This is a genomic window from Kouleothrix sp., assembly GCF_046328425.1.
Lineage (GTDB): Bacteria > Chloroflexota > Chloroflexia > Chloroflexales > Roseiflexaceae > Kouleothrix.
Genome location: NZ_JAXLWP010000020.1, coordinates 71,245 through 90,528 on the forward strand (window position 1 = coordinate 71,245; position 19,284 = coordinate 90,528).

Consider the following 19,284-nt stretch of genomic DNA (forward strand, 5'->3'; position numbering starts at 1 on the left):
TTCTGTGAGGCCTGCATCATCTGTGGCTGCGAACTCCTATGCCGGGGCAATCGCCAGCACCCGCAGCGGGCTGCCGCTGCCGTCGACGATCTTGAGCGGCGCGGCGATCACGACCGCCCCGGTGGCTGGCAGCTGGTCGAGGTTGCACAGGCTCGCCAGCCCGAACTTGCCCGCGCCGTGCATGATCGTATGGTTCGGGAACGGCGGGTCGAACGTGCCGGCCTGCCCTGCGTCGGTGCCAACCGTCTCGACGCCGACGCCGAGGATGTCGCGCTCGGACGCCAGGAACTCCGAGGCCGCCTTGGCGAAGCCTGGGCTGTGCGGGCCATCGGCGCCGACATTCAGAAACGCGGCTGGGTCGGTGCGCTTGCTCCAGTCGGTGCGCAGCAGCACCCAGGCGCCGGTCGGGATGCGGCCGTGCTCGGCCTCCCACGCCAGAATGCGCTCGGGCGTCAGCAGAAAGTCGGCGTCGGCGGCCGCATCGGCGCTCACATCGATCACGCAGGCCGGCCCGACAAACCGCCGCGCCGGAATGGTGTCGCAGCGATTATCGGGCAGGTCTTTGCCGGTGACCCAGTGTACCGGAGCATCAAAATGCGTGCCAGTGTGCTCGCCCAGCTGCAGCGTGTTCCAGTACCAGCCCGGCCCCGGCGCGTCGTAGCGCGAGATCTGCTCGATCGTCACGCCCGGCGACGAGGCGAAGATCGGCGGCAGGCCGATCACCGGCGTGTTTGGCCCAAGCGGCTGCGTCAGGTCGACTACCTTGAGCGTGCCGGCCTGTAGCTCGGCGACAAGCTGGCTCAATAGCTGCGACATCCTTGTTCTCCTTGGCAATAACAGGGCTTACTCGGTCGCCTGCGATCTCGGCTTGCTCTGCCTGCGGCAGCAGGGTACTTCGCTTTCTTTTGTGCTGAGAAGTTGTTTGAAAAGGGTGGTTTGGAGGGACGAAGTCTCTCCAAGTATCCACTTGTTCTGGCGGGTGGCGGCCACATTCGTGGCCGCCACCCGCCAGAAGGAAGTGCGAGGGCATAGCCCTCGCGCACCTTTTCAAACAGGCTCTGAGATGTTGGCGCTTTGCGCCAACATCTCAGCACCATAACCTGAAAAAGTACCGCTCTGCCGAAGGCAAAAACGCACACCGCGTAAATCCTGGGTTATAACAGCAGTTACGCGGTGGCCCGCACTGTACGCCGCACATCCGACTGATCACGTGCTCTATGGTGGGGGTTCGGTGGCGGCTTCGCCATCCTCGAATTTCTTTTGGTATGCCCTGCCGGGCGAAGCAGGGCAGGGCATACCAAAAAGAAAGCAATCACATGGAAGCAGCGCTCAATGTGCGTTCAGCAGCGCCACCGGCGTGTACACCTGCGGGCTGAGCACCGGCGGCGGCCCAACCGTCCAGCCAATGTCGGTGAAAATACCAAGCGTGATCGGGCCGGGGTCGTGGTTCGACTCGCCCATGTCGAACTGCGGAGTCATAAGCGAGTTAGGGTCGCCAGCCGGGTAGGTCGCCTCGTCGAGGTGCGAAAAGCTCGATCCCTGCTCCCAGCTTGCCGGCGCATACAGCTGCGGCGGCTCATTGTTGTTGGCGGCAATGGCGTTCGCGCCGTTGAAGAACAGGTTCTGGCTGGTGAGCTGGGCGGCCAGACCGGCCGAAGGGTTGGCAAACAGGTTGGTGTCGATCAGCAGCTCGCTATTGCCATTGATGCCAAAGCGGTCGTAGGCCAGCGGGCGCACCGGCACGCCCTGCCCAAAATCGCCCCAGCTGCCGATGCCCTGGCTGTCGACGGTCATCGAGCCGGTGAAGCCCAGGCCATGCCCAAGCTCGTGTAGCACCACAGTGACGAAATCGTACTCGCCGGCGGGGGTATTGCCGTCGGTGCCAAAGTACCAGTTCGGGAACACGCTGCTGAAGTTCGCGTCGATATCTTCCTTACCAGGCGCGAGATCCTCGCCGGCCAGCTTGTTCGCCAGCGCCACCGGGTACCAGGTGTTTGCCGCCGGGGCGTTGGGAAAGCCGCTAAAGAAAGTGGCCGGCCCGGCCGAGCCCAGCACACCGGTGTCGAGCGGCTTCCACACCGCGCGCACCTCAATCGGCACCGACGAGCTGATCCGGCCCGACCAGATATCGACGGCGTACTGGAATGCCGCCTGGGCGGCGGGCGAGAAGCCGGTGTATGTCACGTTGATCGTCGCCGTCTGCACGCGCGCGCGACCCGGCGGGAAGCGCGGCGGCACGCGCGTCAGCGAGACATGCGGGCTGGCGCGCAGCACCACCAGCCTGCCGGGAAGCGATTGGAGCCCTGAGGTCGCCGGGCGCTCGTGGCCCAGCGCCGCCGCCGGCAGCAGCAGCGCGAGCACGATCAGCAGTTTCAGCCATACTGTGCGCAACATGTGCATCTTCCTCCGCTGGCGCACACAGGCGCCAGCCATCACACCACCACATACTCAGCCTTTCAGGCCGCGCAGGTGCCGCGCGAACTGAAAGCGATTCTCAAGCATCGACAGGTCGGTCAGAAACACTGGCGGGCCCTTGGCTTCGACTTTAGCCACCAGCGTGGTCAGCTGGTCGGCGGCCAGCGCCGCGCCGAACGCCGCGACAAACTCGCCGATCGTGCCGACGGTAGCGGCGCGCGGCACGCCCGCAGCCCGCGCGATCGCCGCTAGGTCGCTGCCGGTTGCGGTGGCGGTCGGGAAGCCGCCAACCGACAGCAGGCTCTCGTTGTCGAACACCACGTGCGTCAGGTTCGGCGGCCGGTAGCGCGCCAGCGTCGTCAGGCCGCCCAGGTTCATCAGCAGCGATCCGTCGCCGTCGAGCACCACCACGCGCAGCTCGGGGCGGCTGAGCGCGATGCCCAGGCCCATCGACGAGGCCAGGCCCATGGCGTGCTGCAGGTAGAAGAAGCCGGGGCGGTGGCCGATCGACTGCAGCTCGGCCGACACCGCGCCCATGATCGTCACCACGACGCAGCGCTCCAGCCGCTCATAGATCGCCCGCAGCGCGTCGATACGCAGCATATATCCTCCCGTTGCACATTGGAACATTTGAACGTTGCAGGTTATTGGCGCTGTCGTGCGAGAAAATACGAACGTTCAACGTGCTAGCTTGCTAACTGGCTTCTTCCCACATCAGGTCGCGGCAGAGCAGCAGCGCCACCGGGCGCAGCGCCGACTCGGCTAGGGTTTGGGCCTTGTGGATGCGCTGCGCGACGTGCGCCGGGTCGTCGAGGCGCTGATAGGGGATGCGCAGCGCGCCGAGCACCGCCTCGGTCACGCCGCCGCCTTCGGTCTGCCACGGGTCGCGCTCGCCAAACTCGCCGCGGTAGCTGATCAGCATCAGCAGAGGAATGCGGTAGAGCTGCGCCAGCGACACAATGCCATTGACGCTTTGCAGAAAGCCGTGGTTCTGCATAAGCATGGCCGACTTGACGCCGGCGAAGTGCGCGCCGGCCGAGATGCCGACGCCCTCCTCTTCCTTTGCCAGCCGCACCAGCGTCACCTCGGGGTCGTCGTCGGCCATGCGGATCAGGTGCACCAACCATGTCTCGGGCAGCGCCGAGATCAGCCGGACATCACAGGCGCGCAGGGCATCGTAGATCAGGCGCGAGTGCGCAACCGACACAGGCATAGGCTGGGTTCCTTTATATCGCGGCGCGGGGTCACTGGGCTAGCGCGATTCTACATCGGGATGCGGGCGCGGTCAATGATCAGGTTGCCCCGCCAGGGCTGATGCGCAGTCACTGGCTTTCGACCCCACCCCTGCCGCTGCCACCTCTTCCGCGTGCGTGAGAGAGGGCAGGAACAGAAGAATCTCAGCTCCGGGATTGTATCGAGCACAGAGCGACGAAAGATATATGCTACCCCGCCGCGAAAAGCCGAATTCGGCCGATGCGGGTTCATGCATACCAGAACGTAACGCATTGTGTAATCAGAACGTCCTCGCTCTATGTATGCGCCAATGACAATTACTGCGTATTGCTCCGCGATCGAACAATATCGCAACAATCTCCTTCTAGCCAAATCAAAAAGTAGTGATACAATAGAGATTGCACCCGGCGCAAAATAGCTACGTCGGCCGCCGATCAGCCGCTATGTTGCTCTTTTGCGGGTTGGTTGCAGGTAACGGAACATTTCGCGTATTGTAAACCGATTGAATTGGAGGCGAGGATGCCCAGCTTTCGCAAGCTCAACCCGGACGATCTAGGAACACCAAAGCAACGCCCTCTTTCGGATCGCGCCCGCGTGGCGCAGGAGTACGACAACTGCCTGGCCGACTTCGAGATCGGCGATTACGGCCGGGTAGAGCTAGAGGCTGGCGAGCGACGCGCAGTTGTGCGCCGGCGCCTCCAGGCTGCGGCGCGGCGCCGCGGCTTTCTGCTACGCTTTCGCCCCGGCCCCGGCGAAGCCTTGATCTTCCGCACCGAAGAAGCGCGCGCAGCCGCACCCAAAGCTAGCGCCGTGGCCAAACCCGCACCAGCGCCCCAGGCGAGCGGCCGTGCCACAGCGTCGGCCGAGCCAAAGCGGCCAGCTGGCAAGCGCCAGCCAGCCGCCAGCCGCTACGAGAAGGTGCTGCCCCGCTGGATGCGCGATGGCGCTGTGGCCGCTCCCGGCCGCCGCCGCACCGGCGAGTCGCGCCGCGCCAAGTAGCGCAGCCGCACAGCTTGGGCCAGGCACACAGCGCGCTTGCTGTTGAACGAGGTATGGGCAATCTGAAGCCCATACCTCGTTTGGCGTGCGCTAGTGCCCGACGTCGGGTGTGCCGCGGCCAACCGCAGTGCCGCCGCCGCCACCCAGAATGTCGTCGGCGTGGTGCGGCGTGCTGGCTTTCTGGTAGTCGGCCAGCAGGTCGGCCAGCAGCGCGTCGCGCTGGTCGTACAGGCGCTTGAGCGGCCGCGCGCCAACCAGCTCAAGCGCATACGCCGACAGGATAGGCATGGCGATTGTGCTGTCGGCGTAGCAGACGATCGTATCGGGCAGCTGGTCGGGGTCGACCTTGCCCCAGGTCATGGCCTCGCTGGGCGTGGCGCCGCTGAGCCCGCCGGTGTCCGGGCGCGCGTCGGTGAACTGAATGAAGTAGTCGTGGCCTTTCTCGGATATGCCCATGATCTCCTGCAGCTGCGGCTCGGTCTGCAGAATAAAGTTCTTGGGCGAGCCGCCGCCGAAGATCAGCACCGCGCTCTGGCCGCCGCTCTTTTTGGCGCGGTGGACGATCGCGGTCGTCTCGTTCACGTCGCGCTCAACATCAAACTTCAGCTGGTTGCCGGCGAGCGCCAGCGCTGCCACGTTCATGCCGATCGTCGAGTCGCCGGGGCTGGAGGTATACAGCGGCACGCCGCACTCGTACGCGGCGGTGAGGATCGACACGTAGTCGGTGCCGATCGCCTTCTCGCGCGCCTGGGTGTAGCGGCCAAGCAGGTAGTGCAGCTCGGCGGTGCTCATGCTGCGCTGGAACTCGGGGCCGCGAATGCACTGGCGCAGAAACTCATCCGACTCCAGCAGCACGTCCTGGTCGAACAGGATGTCGTAGATGCGGATGATATGCTTCTCGCGCAGCTCGCGGTCGTCGGTGAACGGCGTGGTGCCCCATAGCTCAAACCCCAGCGACCGGTGCATGTCGTGGTACAGGTTCGCCCCGGTGCTGACAACCCAGTCGACCAGGCCGGCGCGGATCAGCGGCACGAGCGCCGCGGTGCCCAGGCCGGTGGGCGTCAGCGCCCCCGAGAGCGTCACGCCGATCGTTACGTCGGGCTGGGCGATCTTGCGCGCGAACAGCTGGCATGCCTCGCGCAGCCGCGCCGCGTTGTAGGCGTACAGGTGGTGATCGACCAGATCGCGCACGCTTAGCCCCGGCCCGATCGGGCGCGGATCGAGCTTGACACCATACGACATAGCGGTTCTCTCCTTGTGCTTCAAACGGTGGTAGGCTTTGCCACGGCGGGCCGCGGCTGAACAAGCGGCAGCAGCACCTCGAACGTCGTGCCCTGGCCGGGGCGGCTGCTCGCACCAATGCTGCCGCCGTGCTGCTCCGCGATCTCGCGGCAGATGAACAGGCCCAGGCCGGTGCCCTGGAAGCCCTGCTCGCTGGCATTCGCGGCGCGGTGGAACCGATCGAAGATCTGCGGCACATCGGCGGCGGGGATGCCAATGCCCTGGTCGCTCACGCTGATGCGCGCCTGCTGGCCTATGCGCTCGACCGCCACCTCGATCGCGCCGCCGCCGGGGCTGTACTTGATTGCGTTCTCGAGCAGGTTGTCGAGCAGGTGCTCGATCTGCACCGAGTCGCACTCGGCGTGGAGCGGCGCGGGCGCCCTCAGCCTGCAGGGATGCGTGGCCGTGGTGTGGCGCGCACACACGGCGCCCGCCAGCGCCGCCAGGTCGGCCAGCTCGTAGCGCAATGCCGCGCGATCCTCGGCCGAGTCGAGCAGGCCCAGTACCAGGCGCTTGAGCCGCTGGCCCTCGCCAACCAGCACCTGGATGCTCGCGAGGTCGGCGGGCGCCTCGGGCTGGCGCCGCGCCCGGCGCAGCTGGAGCTCGGCGCGGCCAAGCACGATCGTCAGCGGCGTCTGCAGATCGTGGGCCACAGCCGCCAGGAAATCTTCTTTCAGCCGCGTGGCCTCGCTGTGGGCGCGCACTCTGGCGGCCTGCTCGATCAGCGCGTGGTTCTCGAAGATCACCGCCGCCTGGTCGGCCAGCAGCTGGAGCAGCGCCAGGTCGTCGCCGGCGAAGATCGGCATGCGCTCGGCCAGCACCACCAGCACGCCGATGCGGCGCTCGGCAACCGCCACCGGGGCGAGCAGCGCTGCGGCCACCTGCGCGCCCGGCGCCAGCGCCGCCAGGCCGGCATCGGCGCCCAGGCCTTGCTCGGCAAAGCTGGCCTGGCGCGTATGCCAGGCGCGCGCCAGCACGCCGCCGCCGTCTACGCGGCACACCAGCGGCGGGCTCGCGCCGCCAAACACCAGCGCCTCGGCGGCGGCATCCCATAGCCCCAGCGCCGCGACGGGGGCGCCAAGCGCGCGGGCAACGCCGCGCTCGAACTCGCGCGCAATCGCCAGCGTGTCGGGCAGGCGCGGCAGCTGCGTCGCACGGCCCAGAAACGCGCGCAGCTCGGGCTCCTGCCAGGCGCGCCGCACCACTCGCGGCGGCGTGAACCCCACGAAATAGCATAGCCCCGCCGCCAGGCCCAGCGTATCGGCCAGCAGCACCAGCACGTCGCGCAGCGCCGGCACCAGCAGCGCCGGTGCCGCCACAGCAAATGTGCCAAGCAGCAACAGCGAGCCAAGCGCCACCACCTGCAGGCGCCGCCGCGTCACCCCGCTGGCGAGCCGGGCGGTGCGCAGAAACGCGAGCGCGCCATAGCTCAGCAGCCCAAACGCCGTGGTCACGCCTACGCCGCCGAGCCAGGGCGCGCCCGGCAGCGCCACCAGCAGCAGCGCCACCAGCAGCCCGGCCGCCCCAATGCCGCGCCGCGCCCACGCGCGCACAATCACCACGTCATCGACCAGGCGAAACAGCAGGGTGGCGATCAGCAGCAGCAGCGCCAGCGAAATGCGGCCAACCGGTATATTCGCCGGCAGCGCGCCCAACGTGCGGGCCAGGCCGAACAGCGCGCTAGCCGCCGGCACGCCAAACAGCAGCGCGACATCGATATTGACGCGCCACGGCCGCCGGATGGCCTCGGCCAGCACCCGCACGAACAGCACCAGAAATACCGACCAGTTGAGGTACAGAACCAGCGTGTTCGCGGTCATTGGCCGCCTGCCCTACTGCCCTGCGATCGACCGCGCTATTATAGCAGATGCCGATCGGCAAAAGCTTGCGCGGCGTGGCGCCGCGCCGCGCTGTGCTACAATAGCCCACGCTCGCCGAACCATAGCAAGAAAGAAACTCGCATGAAATCCGCACTGATCGTCTGGGGCGGCTGGGAAGGCCACGAGCCGCGCGCCTGCGCCGAGCTCTTCGCCCCGTTTCTGCGGAGCAACGGCTACCAAGTGGCCCTTAGCGATACGCTCGACGCCTACCTCGACCCGGCGCTCGACCAGCTGAATCTGATCGTGCAGGTCTGGACCATGGGCACGATCGCCAAAGAGCAGGAGCAAGCGCTGCTCGCCGCGATCGAGCGCGGCGTGGGCTTCGCCGGCTGGCACGGCGGCATGGCCGACTCGTTCCGCAATAGCCCGAACTACCAGTTCATGGTCGGCGGCCAGTGGGTCGCCCACCCCGGCAATATCATCGACTACACCGTCGATATCGTCGCGCACGACGACCCGATCACCCGCGGAATGGCCAGCTTCCGCATGCACTCCGAGCAGTACTACATGCAAGTCGACCCGGCCGTCGAGGTGCTGGCCACCACGACCTTCGGCGGCCAGTACACCCCCTGGATCGACGGCGTGGTGGTGCCGGTGGTATGGAAAAAGCGCTGGGGCGCCGGCCGCGTATTCTACAGCTCGCTCGGCCATGTCGCGCGCGATTTCGACGTGCCCGAGGCGCGCGAGCTCGTGCAGCGCGGCATGATCTGGGCCAGCCGCTAGCTAATAGACTTTATCGGAAACAGGGGAGCCGGAGGGGCTTTGCCCTCCAACCTCCTGGTGGGGCTTGGATGGTAGCAAAGCTACCATCCAAGCCCCACCAAGAGAGGATTCGGGGGCCGCAGGCCCCCAAACCCCCACCATTGTTATTTCCAATAAAGCCTAATGGACGAAAGCGCGGCGCCGTGGTAGCATGAGCCTGCGCGAAAACAACGCGAAAGTCGGTGCAATGATGAACCAGCAGAGTGTCGAGCGGGCCGCCCGGTTGCTCGCCGGCGCCCAGCGCCTCGTGGCGCTTACCGGCGCGGGCTTCAGCCGGCCATCCGGCATCCCCGACTTCCGCAGCGACGCGGGGCTGTGGCATCGGCACGACCCAAGCGCCGTGGCGTCGCTGCGCGGCTTCAGCGCCGACCCGCGCCAGTTCTTTAGCTGGTTCCTGCCGCTCGTCGACGCGATCCTCGCCGCCGGGCCGAACCCGGCCCACCTCGCGCTGGCCGAGCTGGCGCGGCAGGGCAAGCAGGTGGCGATCGTCACCCAGAATATCGACGGCCTGCACCAGCGCGCCGGCTCGCGCGAGGTGTTCGAGCTGCACGGCCATATTCGCTCGGCCAGCTGCCTGCGCTGCGGCAGCCAGGTTCCATCCGCCCCGCTGGTGCCACGGGTGCGCCGCGGCGAAGTGCCGCGCTGCAGCTGTGGCGGCCTGCTCAAGCCCGACGTCGTGCTGTTCGACGAGATGCTGCCGCGCGGCCTGTACTGGCTCTCCGAGCGCGCCACGCGCTGCTGCGACGCTATGATCGTGGCCGGCACGGCGCTCGAGGTGGCGCCGGCCTGCGAGCTGCCGGTGCTCGCGCTCGACCACGGCATACCGCTGATTGTAATCAACCAGAGCCCAACCTTTGTCGACGATCGCGCGACGGTGGTGCTCCACGAGGATGTGGCTGCGGCGCTGCCGGCGATCGTGCAGAGCATGCAGCCTGCGGCAGGCCACGCCGAGCTCGTGGCCCATTGATACGCTGTTCGCTTGATCACGTATAGGCTTTCACGTATAGATTGCGTTGCACTCCGTGGCTTCGCCACGGAGTGCAACACAACAAGAAATTTGGGGGCGGCGAAGCCGCCCCTAAACCCCCACCAAAGTGTCAGTAATCAAGCGAATTTGGTATGACACAACGTATATTCCAAATCCGCCAGGGGCAAGTGCGCCCGGCACACACCATCGCGTCAGCTATTTTGGGAGAGTGATTGTGGAAACAGTAGATCTGGAGGCCCTGCGGGCGCGCTTTGCCAGCGTCCGGGGGCGGCTTTGACCTCGCCGACAAGCAGCGGCAGATCGCCGAGCTCGAAGAGCGCTCGGCCGACCCGACCCTTTGGAGCAACCCCCAAGAGGCCCAGCGCACCATGCAGATGCTCACCCAGCTGCGCGCCGAGCTCGACCGCTGGGCCAACCTCGAAGGCCAGATCGACACGCTGATCGAGCTGCAGGCGCTGGCCGACGCCGAGGACGATAGCTCGCTGCGCGACGAGATCGCCGCCGAGTACACGCGCGCCAGCCAGGCTATGGATCGCCTGGAGGTCGACGTGCTACTCAGCGCGCCCTACGACGACCGCGACGCGTTTCTGTCGATCAAGGCCGGTATGGGCGGCACCGACGCTCAAGACTGGGCCGCCATGATGCTGCGCATGTACAGCCGCTGGGCCGAGCGCCGTGGCTATAAGGTCGCCCTGGTCGATCAGAGCGAGGGCGATGAGGCCGGCATCAAAAGCGCCACCCTCGAGCTGCGCGGCCAGTACGCCTACGGCTTCGCCAAGGCCGAGGCCGGCGTGCACCGCCTCATCCGGCTGTCGCCGTTCAACTCGGGCAATACCCGCCAGACATCGTTCGCGCTGATCGAGGTGCTGCCCGAGGTCGACGACGCACCCGAGGTAGCGATCAAGCCCGACGACCTGCGCGTCGATGTGTTTCGCGCCGGTGGCCACGGCGGCCAGGGCGTCAATACCACCGACTCGGCCGTGCGCCTGACATACAAGCCCGGCACGCCCGAGCAGATCGTCGTGACCTGCCAGAACGAGCGATCGCAGCTTCAAAACAAAGAGACGGCCATGCGCGTGCTGCGTGGCCGCCTGCTCGAGCGCGAGCTGCAGCGCCAGCGCGACGAGCGCGCGCGCCTCAAGGGCGAGCACCGCTCGGCCGAGTTCGGCAGCCAGATGCGCACCTACTACCTGCACCCCTACACGCTGGTGAAGGACCACCGCACCGACCACGAGACCAGCAATGTCCAGGCAGTGCTCGATGGCGAGCTCGACCCGTTCATGGAGTCGTACCTGCGCTGGAGCATCGGGCGCGACGGCGAGGGTTGAGAGAGCAAGCAGGCAGGCGGGCGACGAGCTAGCTGCGCTGGTCTCCCCGCCTGCTTGCCGCGCGTCTTGCGGAGGGGTTTGTATGCAACGCGCCTGGCCGGTCTTGCGCGATTACCTGCTGATCACCATTGGCGCAGTGCTGGTAGCCGCGTCGGTGAATATGTTCCTGACGCCAAACCGCGTGGTGATGGGCGGGCTCACCGGCGGCGCGCAGCTGCTCAACACCTTTCTCGGCACGCCGATCGGCCTGGTCACGCTGATCGCCAACATCCCGCTGTTCGTGATCGGCTTCCGCTCGCTCGGCGGCTTCGTCTTTGGCGTGCGCACGATCTACGCAACCGTGGTCATGTCGCTGGCGATCGACTTGCTCGCGCCATACATGCGGCCAGTCACCGCCGACCCGCTGCTGTATACGCTCTACGGCGGCTTGCTCGATGGGCTGGGCGTGGGGCTGGTGTTTCGGGCGCGCGGCACCACCGGCGGCGTCGACATCATCGCGCGGCTGCTCGAGCGCCGCTTCGCGCTGCGGCCCGGCCGCAGCATTCTGGCGATGAACCTGGTGGTGTTCGGCCTCGCGCTGTTCGCCTACGGCCCCGAGAATGTGCTCTACGCCCTCCTGGTGGCGTTTATCGGCAGCGTCGCGCTCGACTACGTGCTGGCGGCGGGCAGCGGCGCGCGCCAGGCGTTCATTATTACCACGCAGCCCGAGCCAATCACCCAGGCGCTGCTGCACGACCTAGGGCGCGGCGTGACGCTGATCGAAGGCCAGGGCGGCTACACCGGCGCGCGGCGCGCGGTGCTGCTGTGCGTGGTCGCCCGCTCCGAGATCAGCTTCCTCAACGCGCTGGTCAGCCGCGTCGACCCTCACGCTTTTGTGGTGATCGGCGAGGCGCAGGAAGTGGTTGGCGAGGGGTTCGTGCAGCGCGGCTAGTTGCCTTTGGCCGCGCGCTCGGCGATCGTGCGCGCCTGCTGGCGGATCTGCGTGAGGTCGGCGGCGCGCGGCGCCATGCGCGCGTAGCGCTCGAGATCCTCCAGCGCGCCGTTGAGCTGGTTGAGCCGCGCGCGCAGCAGCCCGCGATCGCGCACTTCTTGCGCCTGCCCCGGCTCAATCAACACGATCCGGTCGGTCGCGGCCAGCGCCTCGGCAAAGGCCCCGCGCTCGAGGTACACATTCTTCAAGTTGCGCAGAATCCGCGCCAGTACGGCGCGCAGCGGCGGCGGCTCGAACGCCTGCGCCGCCAGCGGCGGCGTGGCCGCGCCATAAAACGTGGCGATCTGCGTCAGGCACTCCTCACGGCTCCACAGCCGCCCGCGGTTGAATGGGTCGATGAATAGATCTTCCTCCGGGTCGGCGTAGCGCACCAGGAAGTGCCCCGGCAGCGCCGCGCCGCTGAGCGGCAGCCCCAGGCGCCAGCCGACCTCCAGGTACACCACCGAGAGGGTGATCGGCAGCCCGGCGCGGCGCTCGATCACGCGGTCGAGAAAGCTATTCGCCGGGTCGTTGTAGTTCCAGGTGTTGCCGCGAAACCCAACCTCGCCAAACAAAAAGCGGTTCAGCGCCAGCACCACCTCGCGCGCAGGCTGGCCCACCGGCAGCCGGCCGCGCACCGCCGCCGCCAGCCCGTCGAGCTCGCGCAGCGCCGCCAGCGGGTTGCCTACCCCCTGGTCTTCCCAGGCAATATAGAGCGCAGCCTCAGCCAGGCTCTGCTCGGCCACAGGCCGGCGCAAAAGCAGCCGCAGACGCGCGCGGGCTGGATGAATCGTCGGCATGCGCCCATCATAACACAACTATATTCTCACACGGCACGCTCCATGCTATAATCAACAAAGCGCCTGCGAACACCGCCGGCATCGCGGCCGAAGGCCGCAGGCCACGGCTCAAGCAATGAATGGCAAATCAGTGCGGCAGACAATCAAGCGCACCGAGCAGCCGAACGCCGACGAGGCTATGCGGCGCGCTCAGGTGCTCACGAATATACTGCATGTCTCGACTCACCTGATCTCGCTCCTCGACCCGAACGAGCTCATTCTGACGCTGGTCGAGCGGATCGTCGAGGTCATCCCCGATATCCAGGCCGGCATGCTCTGGCTCCCCGATCAGCAGGGCGCGCTGCAGATCCGCTCGCACTATGGCCTCGCGCCACCGCCCGCCCCAGCCCTGCTGGCGCGGCTGCGGCTGCGCCCCGGCGATGGCCTGGTCGGCGCACTCTGGCAGCGCGGCGACGCGCAGATCTTCGAGAGCCGCAGCCAATATCTCGAGCAGGCCGGCCGCGTCAGCCAGCGCGCCCACGACGATATGCGCCAGCTGCTCGCGCACATCCCACGCGACGCCACCATCGTGCTGCTGCCGCTGCGCATCGGCAAGCAGATCATCGGCGTGCTTGAGCTGCTGCAGATCGGCACGCCGTCGCTCCACCCGCCCGACCTGGAGGTGCTCCAGATGTTCGGCAACCTCGCCGCCGGCGCGATCAATAACGCCCAGCTGCACGCCAAAATGCAGGCCCACCAGCACCGCCTCGAAGCCCTCGGCGCTATCGGCACCGTGGTGAGCATGGCCGCCGACCTCGACGAGCTGCTCAGCAATGCGCTCGATGTCATCCTGCGCGTGCTCGAGACATCGGCCGGCATGCTGCTGCTGCACGACCTTTCGACCGCCGAGCTTACCAGCACGGTGCAGCGCGGCCTGCCGCGCCGCTTCGTCGCGCTGCACGACCGCATCGGCGTCGCGCACTCGCCCTACGAGGAGACGGTGCGCTACGGCCAGGCGATCGCCCGCCCGCTGATCGCCGAGGACGGCGAAGAGCTGCTGATCGAGGCCGGCTTCGGCAGCTGCGTCTACCTGCCACTGCTGGCCGGCGGCACCGTCGTCGGCGTGATCAATGTGTACGGCGACGATCTGCTGCGCGAGCGCGTCGATGTGCCCGCGCTGATGACCATGGGCAGCCAGCTTGGCCTGGCGATCGCCAACGTGCGGCTGTACCAGGATACCCGCACCGAGCGCCTGAAGCTTGCCGCCGTGATCAACAGCATCGCCGAAGGCGTGGTGCTGTGCAACGGCGACGGCCGGCTGGTGCTGGCCAACCAATCGGCCATGGAGCTGCTCTCGATCGAGCGGCTGCCGGTCGAGCAGTCGATCAACGAAATGCCCGACTTCTACGCCATCCGCGACCTCGACGGCAACCCGCTGCCGGTTGAGCGGCTGCCGCTGGCGCGCGCGCTCTCGGGCGAGGTGTTCCACGATCACCGCGTGCTCTCGCGCGGCGCAAGCGGCCAGGATACCGTGCTGAGCTTCAGCGGCGCGCCGGTGTACGACGACGAGAATAATGTCGATGGCGCCGTCACGATCTTCCGCGATATCACGACCAGCCAGAAGCTCGAGCGCGCCAAAGACGATTTCCTCGCAGTGGCGGCGCACGAGCTGCGCAGCCCGCTGGCGGCGGTGCGCGGCTATACCGATCTGCTCGTGCGCCGCGAGCAGCGCCGCGGCGACGAAGACTCGCCCGAGCTGCGCGGGCTCACTGTGCTGGCCCAGCAGGTCACCCACATGCTGCGCATGGTCGATAACATCCTCGATGTTTCACGCATCGATGCCGGCCAGGTGAGCCTGCAGGTGCAGCCCGTCAATCTGGTGGCGCTGGCCCAGCAGGTGATCGAGCAGCAGCGCCCGCTTGCCGGCGAGCGCCAGCTCGAGCTCGACAGCGACGGCGCCGAGCTGAACGTCTCCTGCGACTCGCTGCGCATCCGCCAGGTGCTTACCAACCTCGTCGGCAATGCCATCCGCTACAGCCCCAACGGCACCCGTATTGGCGTGCGGCTCTACACCTGCGCCGCCAACGCCATCGCGGCGCGCCACCCCGCCTACGCCGCGCTGGCCGGCGCCGACACGCACAGCATGCACGCAATGGTGATCGTGGAAGATCAGGGCGCTGGTATCTCGGAAGAGCAGCTCGGCCGGCTGTTCCGCCGCTACGCGCGCGGCAGCGAGCGGCGCGGCGAGGGCCTCGGCCTGGGGCTGTATCTCAGCCGCGAGTTCGTGGCACGCCACGGCGGCCAGATCTGGGCCGAAAGCCGCGAGGGCCAGGGCAGCGCCTTCTTCTTTACGCTGCCGCTCGAAGCCGAGCAGCAGCTCGGCCTGAACGAGCAAGCTTAGCCCAACGAGCAGCTGCCGCAGACGCACATCTCGCCATCGCGAAGGTTCTCGCTTCTGCATAGAAGGATCCTCATGCACTTCAAAGATTACATCGCCACGCTGCCGCCCTACAAGCCGCCCAAGCTCATCCGCAAGCAGCCCGCCGGGGTCGTCAAGCTCTCGTCGAACGAAAACCCGCTCGGCCCGTCGCCGCGCGCGCTGGCTGCCATCCAGGCCGCCGCCAGCCAGGTGCATCGCTACCCCGACGCGGGATCGCTGGCGCTGCGCGAGGCGATCGCGGCGCGCTTCGAGCTGGCCCCCGAGATGGTGCTGTGCACCAATGGCTCCGACGAAATGGTGTTCCTGCTGGCGCTGGCATTTCTGCGCGAGGGCGACGAGGCGATCATGGCGCAAGGCTCGTTCATCAGCTACTACCTGCGCACAATCGAGATGGGCGGCCAGGCGCTGCGCGTGCCGCTGCGCGATTTCGCCCACGATCTCGAGGCCATGGCCGACGCGATCACCGAGCGCACCCGGCTGCTGTTCCTGTGCAACCCTAATAATCCCACCGGCACCACCAACACCGCCGGCCAGGTGCGCCGCCTGCTGGCGCGCGTGCCCGACGACGTGCTGGTGGTGGCCGATGAGGCGTATATCGAGTTCGTCGAGCGCGCCGACTACCCCGATCTGCTGGCCGAGCTGCGCGGCGGGCGCCAGAATCTCATCCTGCTGCGCACATTCGCCAAGATCTACGGCCTGGCCGGCCTGCGCCTCGGCTACGCCTTTGGCCACCCCGACGTGACTGGCTACCTCGAGCGCGCTCGCCCGACCTTCAACGTCAATGCGCTGGCACAGGCCGCTGGCATCGCCGCGCTCGCCGACGACGAGCACGTCGCCCGCAGCCGCGCGCACGCCAACGCCTGCCGCGCGCGCTTCGCACACGAGCTGGCCGCGCTTGGCCTCGCGGCCATCCCCAGCGCGACGAACTTCATCGCCGTGGAGGTTGGCGACGATATGGCCGTGACCACCGCGCTCATGGATCAGGGCTTCACCGTCACTCCGCTCTCCGGCTGGGGCATCCCTGGCTATATTCGCATCTCGTTCGGCGCCGACGATGAGAATACGCGCTTTTTCGCGGCACTGCGCAATGTGCTAGCCCATTGATCTATCCGCACCCTGCGGCCAAATACCACCGGTATACGTCATGAAAGTAAACATGCCCGCAAAGAGGGGGTTCTTCCATGCCACAATGCCCAAACTGCCACGCCGAAGTGAAGCCCGAAGAGCGCTTCTGCGGCAACTGCGGCACGCGCCTGCCCGAGCAACCGCCACCCACGCCGCCGCGCCCCCTGACCGGTAAAGAAACTGTGGTGCTGCCGACGGTTCCCGAGCTTCCGCAGCAGCCCGCCGCCAGCACGCCCGATAAGACGGTGATCGCCGGGCCGTCGCCAATACCACCTTCGCAGTTTCCGCCAGCCGCGCAGCAGTACCCACAGACACCCCCGCAGCAGCTGCCAACCACGCCGCTGCCGCCGCCAGGCGCCTACCAGGCGCCAAATATTCCCGGCGCCAACTTGCCGCCCGGCGCAGCCGCCCCGCCGCCAAAGTCGGGCAGCAACCTGTGGAAGATCCTTGGCATCATCGCCGCGATCGGCCTGGTGGCCTGCATAGCCCTCGCGGCCGGCGTGTTTATCTTGTTTCGGCGCGCCTCGGATCAGGCCGGTAGTGTGCTGGCCACCGCCGCCGCCGGCGTCTCGACGGTGCAGGCATTCCCTACGCCCGAAGCGCTCGCTACGCTGGAGGCCTTCGCCACACCCGAAGACCTGGCCACCCCCGCGCCCGAGCCGACCGCCGTGGCCGAGCCGACCGCCGTGGCCAATGGCGATAGCGGCGCGGGCGGCGCGGTGCTGCTGCGCGACACGTTCGATAGCCCCAGCGGCAGCAGCTTCGACGAGGGCGAAACCGACAACGCGATCTACAAGTTTGTCGATGGCACCTACACCGTGCAGTGCAAGCAGCCCAAGCTGATCCTCTGGCAGACCATGCGCGGCGATTATGGCAATGCCGCGATCTCGGTCGACGCAACCCTCGACGGCCCGAAAGACAGCGCCACCGGCCTGATCTTCCACTATCAGGATGATAAGAATTTTTACATCTTCACCATCGCCGGCGATAGCAGCTACAGCCTCGATCTGTACAAAGACGACCAGCTGACCAAGCTGATCGACTGGACGAACTCGCCGACAATCAAGGGCGCCGGACAAACCAACACGCTTCGCGTCGAAACCGAGGGCGATACAATTCGCCTGTATGCCAACGATGAGCTGCTCGACGAAATCAGCGACGCCACGTTCTCTCGCGGTAAAGCCGCCATTGCCGTCAATACATTCGACGACCCCAAGCTCACCGTGACATTCGACAACCTGCTGATCCGGGCGATCAAGTAGCGCCCGGCCGCAGCCGGCACGCGATCGTGCGATGGCATGCAGCGCCGCAAGCGCTGCATGCCATCGCAGTCTTGGAGGAAGCACCAATGATGATCGAAAGATTAAGAAACTGAAAACTACCAACCTACATACATTAATATCTTTTCGGCCGGTTATGCGGTATCATGCTGCATGAGCGCGTTCGCAACCCCCTCAATGCCGATCGGGGACATCTAACATCAGCCATGGCGATGGCCCGATCACCTGCAGTGTGCCGCCCTAACGCTTGGCTTCGCCGCTAGATATCTCAAAAGGAGATCCAATGAAAATCATTGTTGCCGGTACTGGATTTGTAGGTTTGACTCACGCAGCTGTCTGCTCGGAGTACGGCCATGAAGTGTATGCCTACGACATCGACGAGCGCAAGCTGAACGCTTACCGCTCGGCCGAGGCTGATCAGATCAACCACTACGTGAACGAGCCTGGCCTGGCCGACATTATCGCGGAAAATAAAGACCGCTACCTGTTCTTCTCGAGCGACCTCGAGACGATTATCGAGGGTACCGACGCGATCTTTCTGTGCCTGCCGACCCCGCCAAACGTCGATGGCTCGTCGGATCTGAGCTACTACTTCAAGGCGGTCGACCATATCTGCACGCTGCTGGCCAAGCGCGCCGACACGCGCCGGATCGTGCTGGTGAACAAGAGCACCGTGCCGATCGGCACCGCGCGCCAGCTCGAGCGCAAGCTGCGCGAGTACGAGGTGCCGAACGCCGGCGTGGCCTCGAACCCCGAGTTCCTGCCCGAGGGCGATGCCGTCGAGAAGTCGCGCCGCCCCGACCGCGTGGTGGTCGGCGCCGATACCGAAGAGGATTTCCGGATCATCCGGCGGATCTACTCGCAGTTCGTCAACCACGTGCGCATCCGCTATATCGAAACCACCCCCGAGACGGCCGAGTCGATCAAGTATGTGGCCAACACGCTGCTGCTGACATATATCTCGTTCTGGAACGGCGTGGGCGCGCGCCTGGGCGAAACATTCTCGAACATCCGCATGGAAGACCTGAAGCGCGGCGTCACGGCCGACAACCGCATCAGCACCTGGGGCTCGTACGTCTCGAACGGCGCCGGCGGCTCGTGCTTCGGCAAAGACATCCAGTCGCTGATCTACCAGCTGAAGACCTCGGGCCAGCCGACCGATATGCTCCAGTCGGTGTATAACATCAACGAGTACCAGAAGACCTACCTGATCGACCGGGCCAGCCGCGAGGCCGGCGCGCGCTTCAACCAGAAAAAGGTCGCCCTGCTCGGCCTGGCCTTCAAGCAGCGCACCAACGATATGCGCGACGCCTCGTCGCTCAAGGTGGTCGAGACGCTGCTGGCGCGCGGCGTGAGCGAGATCCGCGCCTACGACCCGGTGGCGATTGACGAGGCGCGGCGCTTCTTCAACCCCGAGAACAACCACCTGTTCGAGAAGATCAGCTACCACAAGACCGCCAAAGACGCCCTGGCCGGCACCGATATGCTGTTCATCTCGACCGACTGGGAAGAGTTCCGCGGTCTCTCGCGCACGATCGAGCAGGCGGTGAAGCCGCCGTACCTGGTGCTCGACGGCCGCCGCATGATCCCCGACTACAACGAGCTGACTGAGCGCGGCTACGGGTATATCGCGGTCGGCTCGCCCTACATGCCGCCGAAGTAGGCCGGCCAGGCGCTTTTGCCCCCACGGCATCGGCGCGCACGAAGACGAAGCGGCGCGTGGCTTTGCCACCGCGCCGCTTCGTCTTCTGTTACCGGCGATGGCTTATCTCAACTCCGTCGAATCACTTTCGCGGCATTGCCA

At 66.4% G+C, this 19,284-nt stretch carries 16 protein-coding genes; 9 read left to right on the plus strand and 7 right to left on the minus strand.

The window, feature by feature from the left end; all coding sequences use genetic code 11:
• Nucleotides 1-36 precede the first annotated feature (36 nt).
• The 4 genes from U0177_RS18625 to U0177_RS18640 all read right to left on the minus strand — a co-directional run bounded on the left by U0177_RS18625 (nt 37) and on the right by U0177_RS18640 (nt 3,628).
• Nucleotides 37-816: a cyclase family protein gene (locus U0177_RS18625; RefSeq protein ID WP_409572163.1), complete on the minus strand. Its 780-nt coding sequence runs from the start codon at nt 814-816 to the stop codon at nt 37-39.
• Between the two features lie 513 nt (nt 817-1,329).
• Nucleotides 1,330-2,394 carry a hypothetical protein gene (locus U0177_RS18630; protein WP_409572164.1) on the minus strand — a complete coding sequence of 355 codons (1,065 nt, stop codon included), beginning with the start codon at nt 2,392-2,394 and terminating at the stop codon, nt 1,330-1,332.
• Nucleotides 2,395-2,448: 54 nt separating this feature from the next.
• Nucleotides 2,449-3,018, minus strand: coding sequence for a thiamine pyrophosphate-dependent enzyme (locus U0177_RS18635; protein ID WP_409572165.1), 570 nt, complete (start codon nt 3,016-3,018; stop codon nt 2,449-2,451).
• A 91-nt stretch (nt 3,019-3,109) separates the two neighbouring features.
• Complete coding sequence (locus U0177_RS18640) at nt 3,110-3,628, minus strand: thiamine pyrophosphate-binding protein (RefSeq protein ID WP_409572166.1); 519 nt, start codon at nt 3,626-3,628, stop codon at nt 3,110-3,112.
• A gap of 539 nt (nt 3,629-4,167) precedes the next feature.
• Between U0177_RS18640 and U0177_RS18645 the strand changes: the two genes are divergently transcribed.
• Nucleotides 4,168-4,647, plus strand: coding sequence for a hypothetical protein (locus tag U0177_RS18645; protein ID WP_409572167.1), 480 nt, complete (start codon nt 4,168-4,170; stop codon nt 4,645-4,647).
• A gap of 90 nt (nt 4,648-4,737) precedes the next feature.
• Here the strand turns inward: U0177_RS18645 and U0177_RS18650 are convergent, their stop codons facing one another.
• Nucleotides 4,738-5,889 (minus strand): homospermidine biosynthesis protein, encoded by a 1,152-nt coding sequence (locus U0177_RS18650; RefSeq protein ID WP_409572168.1) that lies wholly within the window; start codon nt 5,887-5,889, stop codon nt 4,738-4,740.
• A gap of 20 nt (nt 5,890-5,909) precedes the next feature.
• Nucleotides 5,910-7,748, minus strand: coding sequence for a sensor histidine kinase (locus tag U0177_RS18655; RefSeq protein WP_409572169.1), 1,839 nt, complete (start codon nt 7,746-7,748; stop codon nt 5,910-5,912).
• Between the two features lie 141 nt (nt 7,749-7,889).
• On the opposite strand from U0177_RS18655, the gene U0177_RS18660 reads away from it, so the two are divergent.
• From U0177_RS18660 to U0177_RS18675, 4 genes are all read left to right on the plus strand, one after another.
• Nucleotides 7,890-8,531 (plus strand): ThuA domain-containing protein, encoded by a 642-nt coding sequence (locus U0177_RS18660; protein ID WP_409572170.1) that lies wholly within the window; start codon nt 7,890-7,892, stop codon nt 8,529-8,531.
• Between the two features lie 226 nt (nt 8,532-8,757).
• On the plus strand, nt 8,758-9,537 hold the full coding sequence (locus U0177_RS18665) for an SIR2 family NAD-dependent protein deacylase (protein WP_409572171.1): 780 nt from the start codon (nt 8,758-8,760) through the stop codon (nt 9,535-9,537).
• Nucleotides 9,538-9,766: 229 nt separating this feature from the next.
• Nucleotides 9,767-10,886, plus strand: a protein-coding gene (prfB, locus tag U0177_RS18670) for a peptide chain release factor 2 (protein WP_409572172.1) whose coding sequence is annotated in 2 segments (ribosomal slippage) — nt 9,767-9,832 and nt 9,834-10,886 — 1,119 coding nt in all. Because the reading frame shifts where the segments join, the coding sequence is not laid out codon by codon here.
• Nucleotides 10,887-10,968: 82 nt separating this feature from the next.
• Nucleotides 10,969-11,817 carry a YitT family protein gene (locus U0177_RS18675; protein ID WP_409572173.1) on the plus strand — a complete coding sequence of 283 codons (849 nt, stop codon included), beginning with the start codon at nt 10,969-10,971 and terminating at the stop codon, nt 11,815-11,817.
• Here the strand turns inward: U0177_RS18675 and U0177_RS18680 are convergent.
• A complete protein-coding gene (locus tag U0177_RS18680; protein ID WP_409572174.1) occupies nt 11,814-12,656 on the minus strand; it encodes a SirB1 family protein in 843 nt (280 codons plus the stop codon). The genes U0177_RS18675 and U0177_RS18680 overlap by 4 nt on opposite strands.
• A gap of 115 nt (nt 12,657-12,771) precedes the next feature.
• On the opposite strand from U0177_RS18680, the gene U0177_RS18685 reads away from it, so the two are divergent.
• The 4 genes from U0177_RS18685 to U0177_RS18700 all read left to right on the plus strand — a co-directional run bounded on the left by U0177_RS18685 (nt 12,772) and on the right by U0177_RS18700 (nt 19,143).
• A complete protein-coding gene (locus tag U0177_RS18685) occupies nt 12,772-15,036 on the plus strand; it encodes an ATP-binding protein (protein ID WP_409572175.1) in 2,265 nt (754 codons plus the stop codon).
• 72 nt (nt 15,037-15,108) lie between these two features.
• Nucleotides 15,109-16,179 carry a histidinol-phosphate transaminase gene (gene hisC, locus U0177_RS18690; RefSeq protein WP_409572176.1) on the plus strand — a complete coding sequence of 357 codons (1,071 nt, stop codon included), beginning with the start codon at nt 15,109-15,111 and terminating at the stop codon, nt 16,177-16,179.
• Between the two features lie 77 nt (nt 16,180-16,256).
• Nucleotides 16,257-17,462: a zinc-ribbon domain-containing protein gene (locus U0177_RS18695; RefSeq protein ID WP_409572177.1), complete on the plus strand. Its 1,206-nt coding sequence runs from the start codon at nt 16,257-16,259 to the stop codon at nt 17,460-17,462.
• A gap of 301 nt (nt 17,463-17,763) precedes the next feature.
• Nucleotides 17,764-19,143: a UDP-glucose dehydrogenase family protein gene (locus tag U0177_RS18700; protein ID WP_409572178.1), complete on the plus strand. Its 1,380-nt coding sequence runs from the start codon at nt 17,764-17,766 to the stop codon at nt 19,141-19,143.
• The last annotated feature ends 141 nt before the right edge of the window (nt 19,144-19,284 follow it).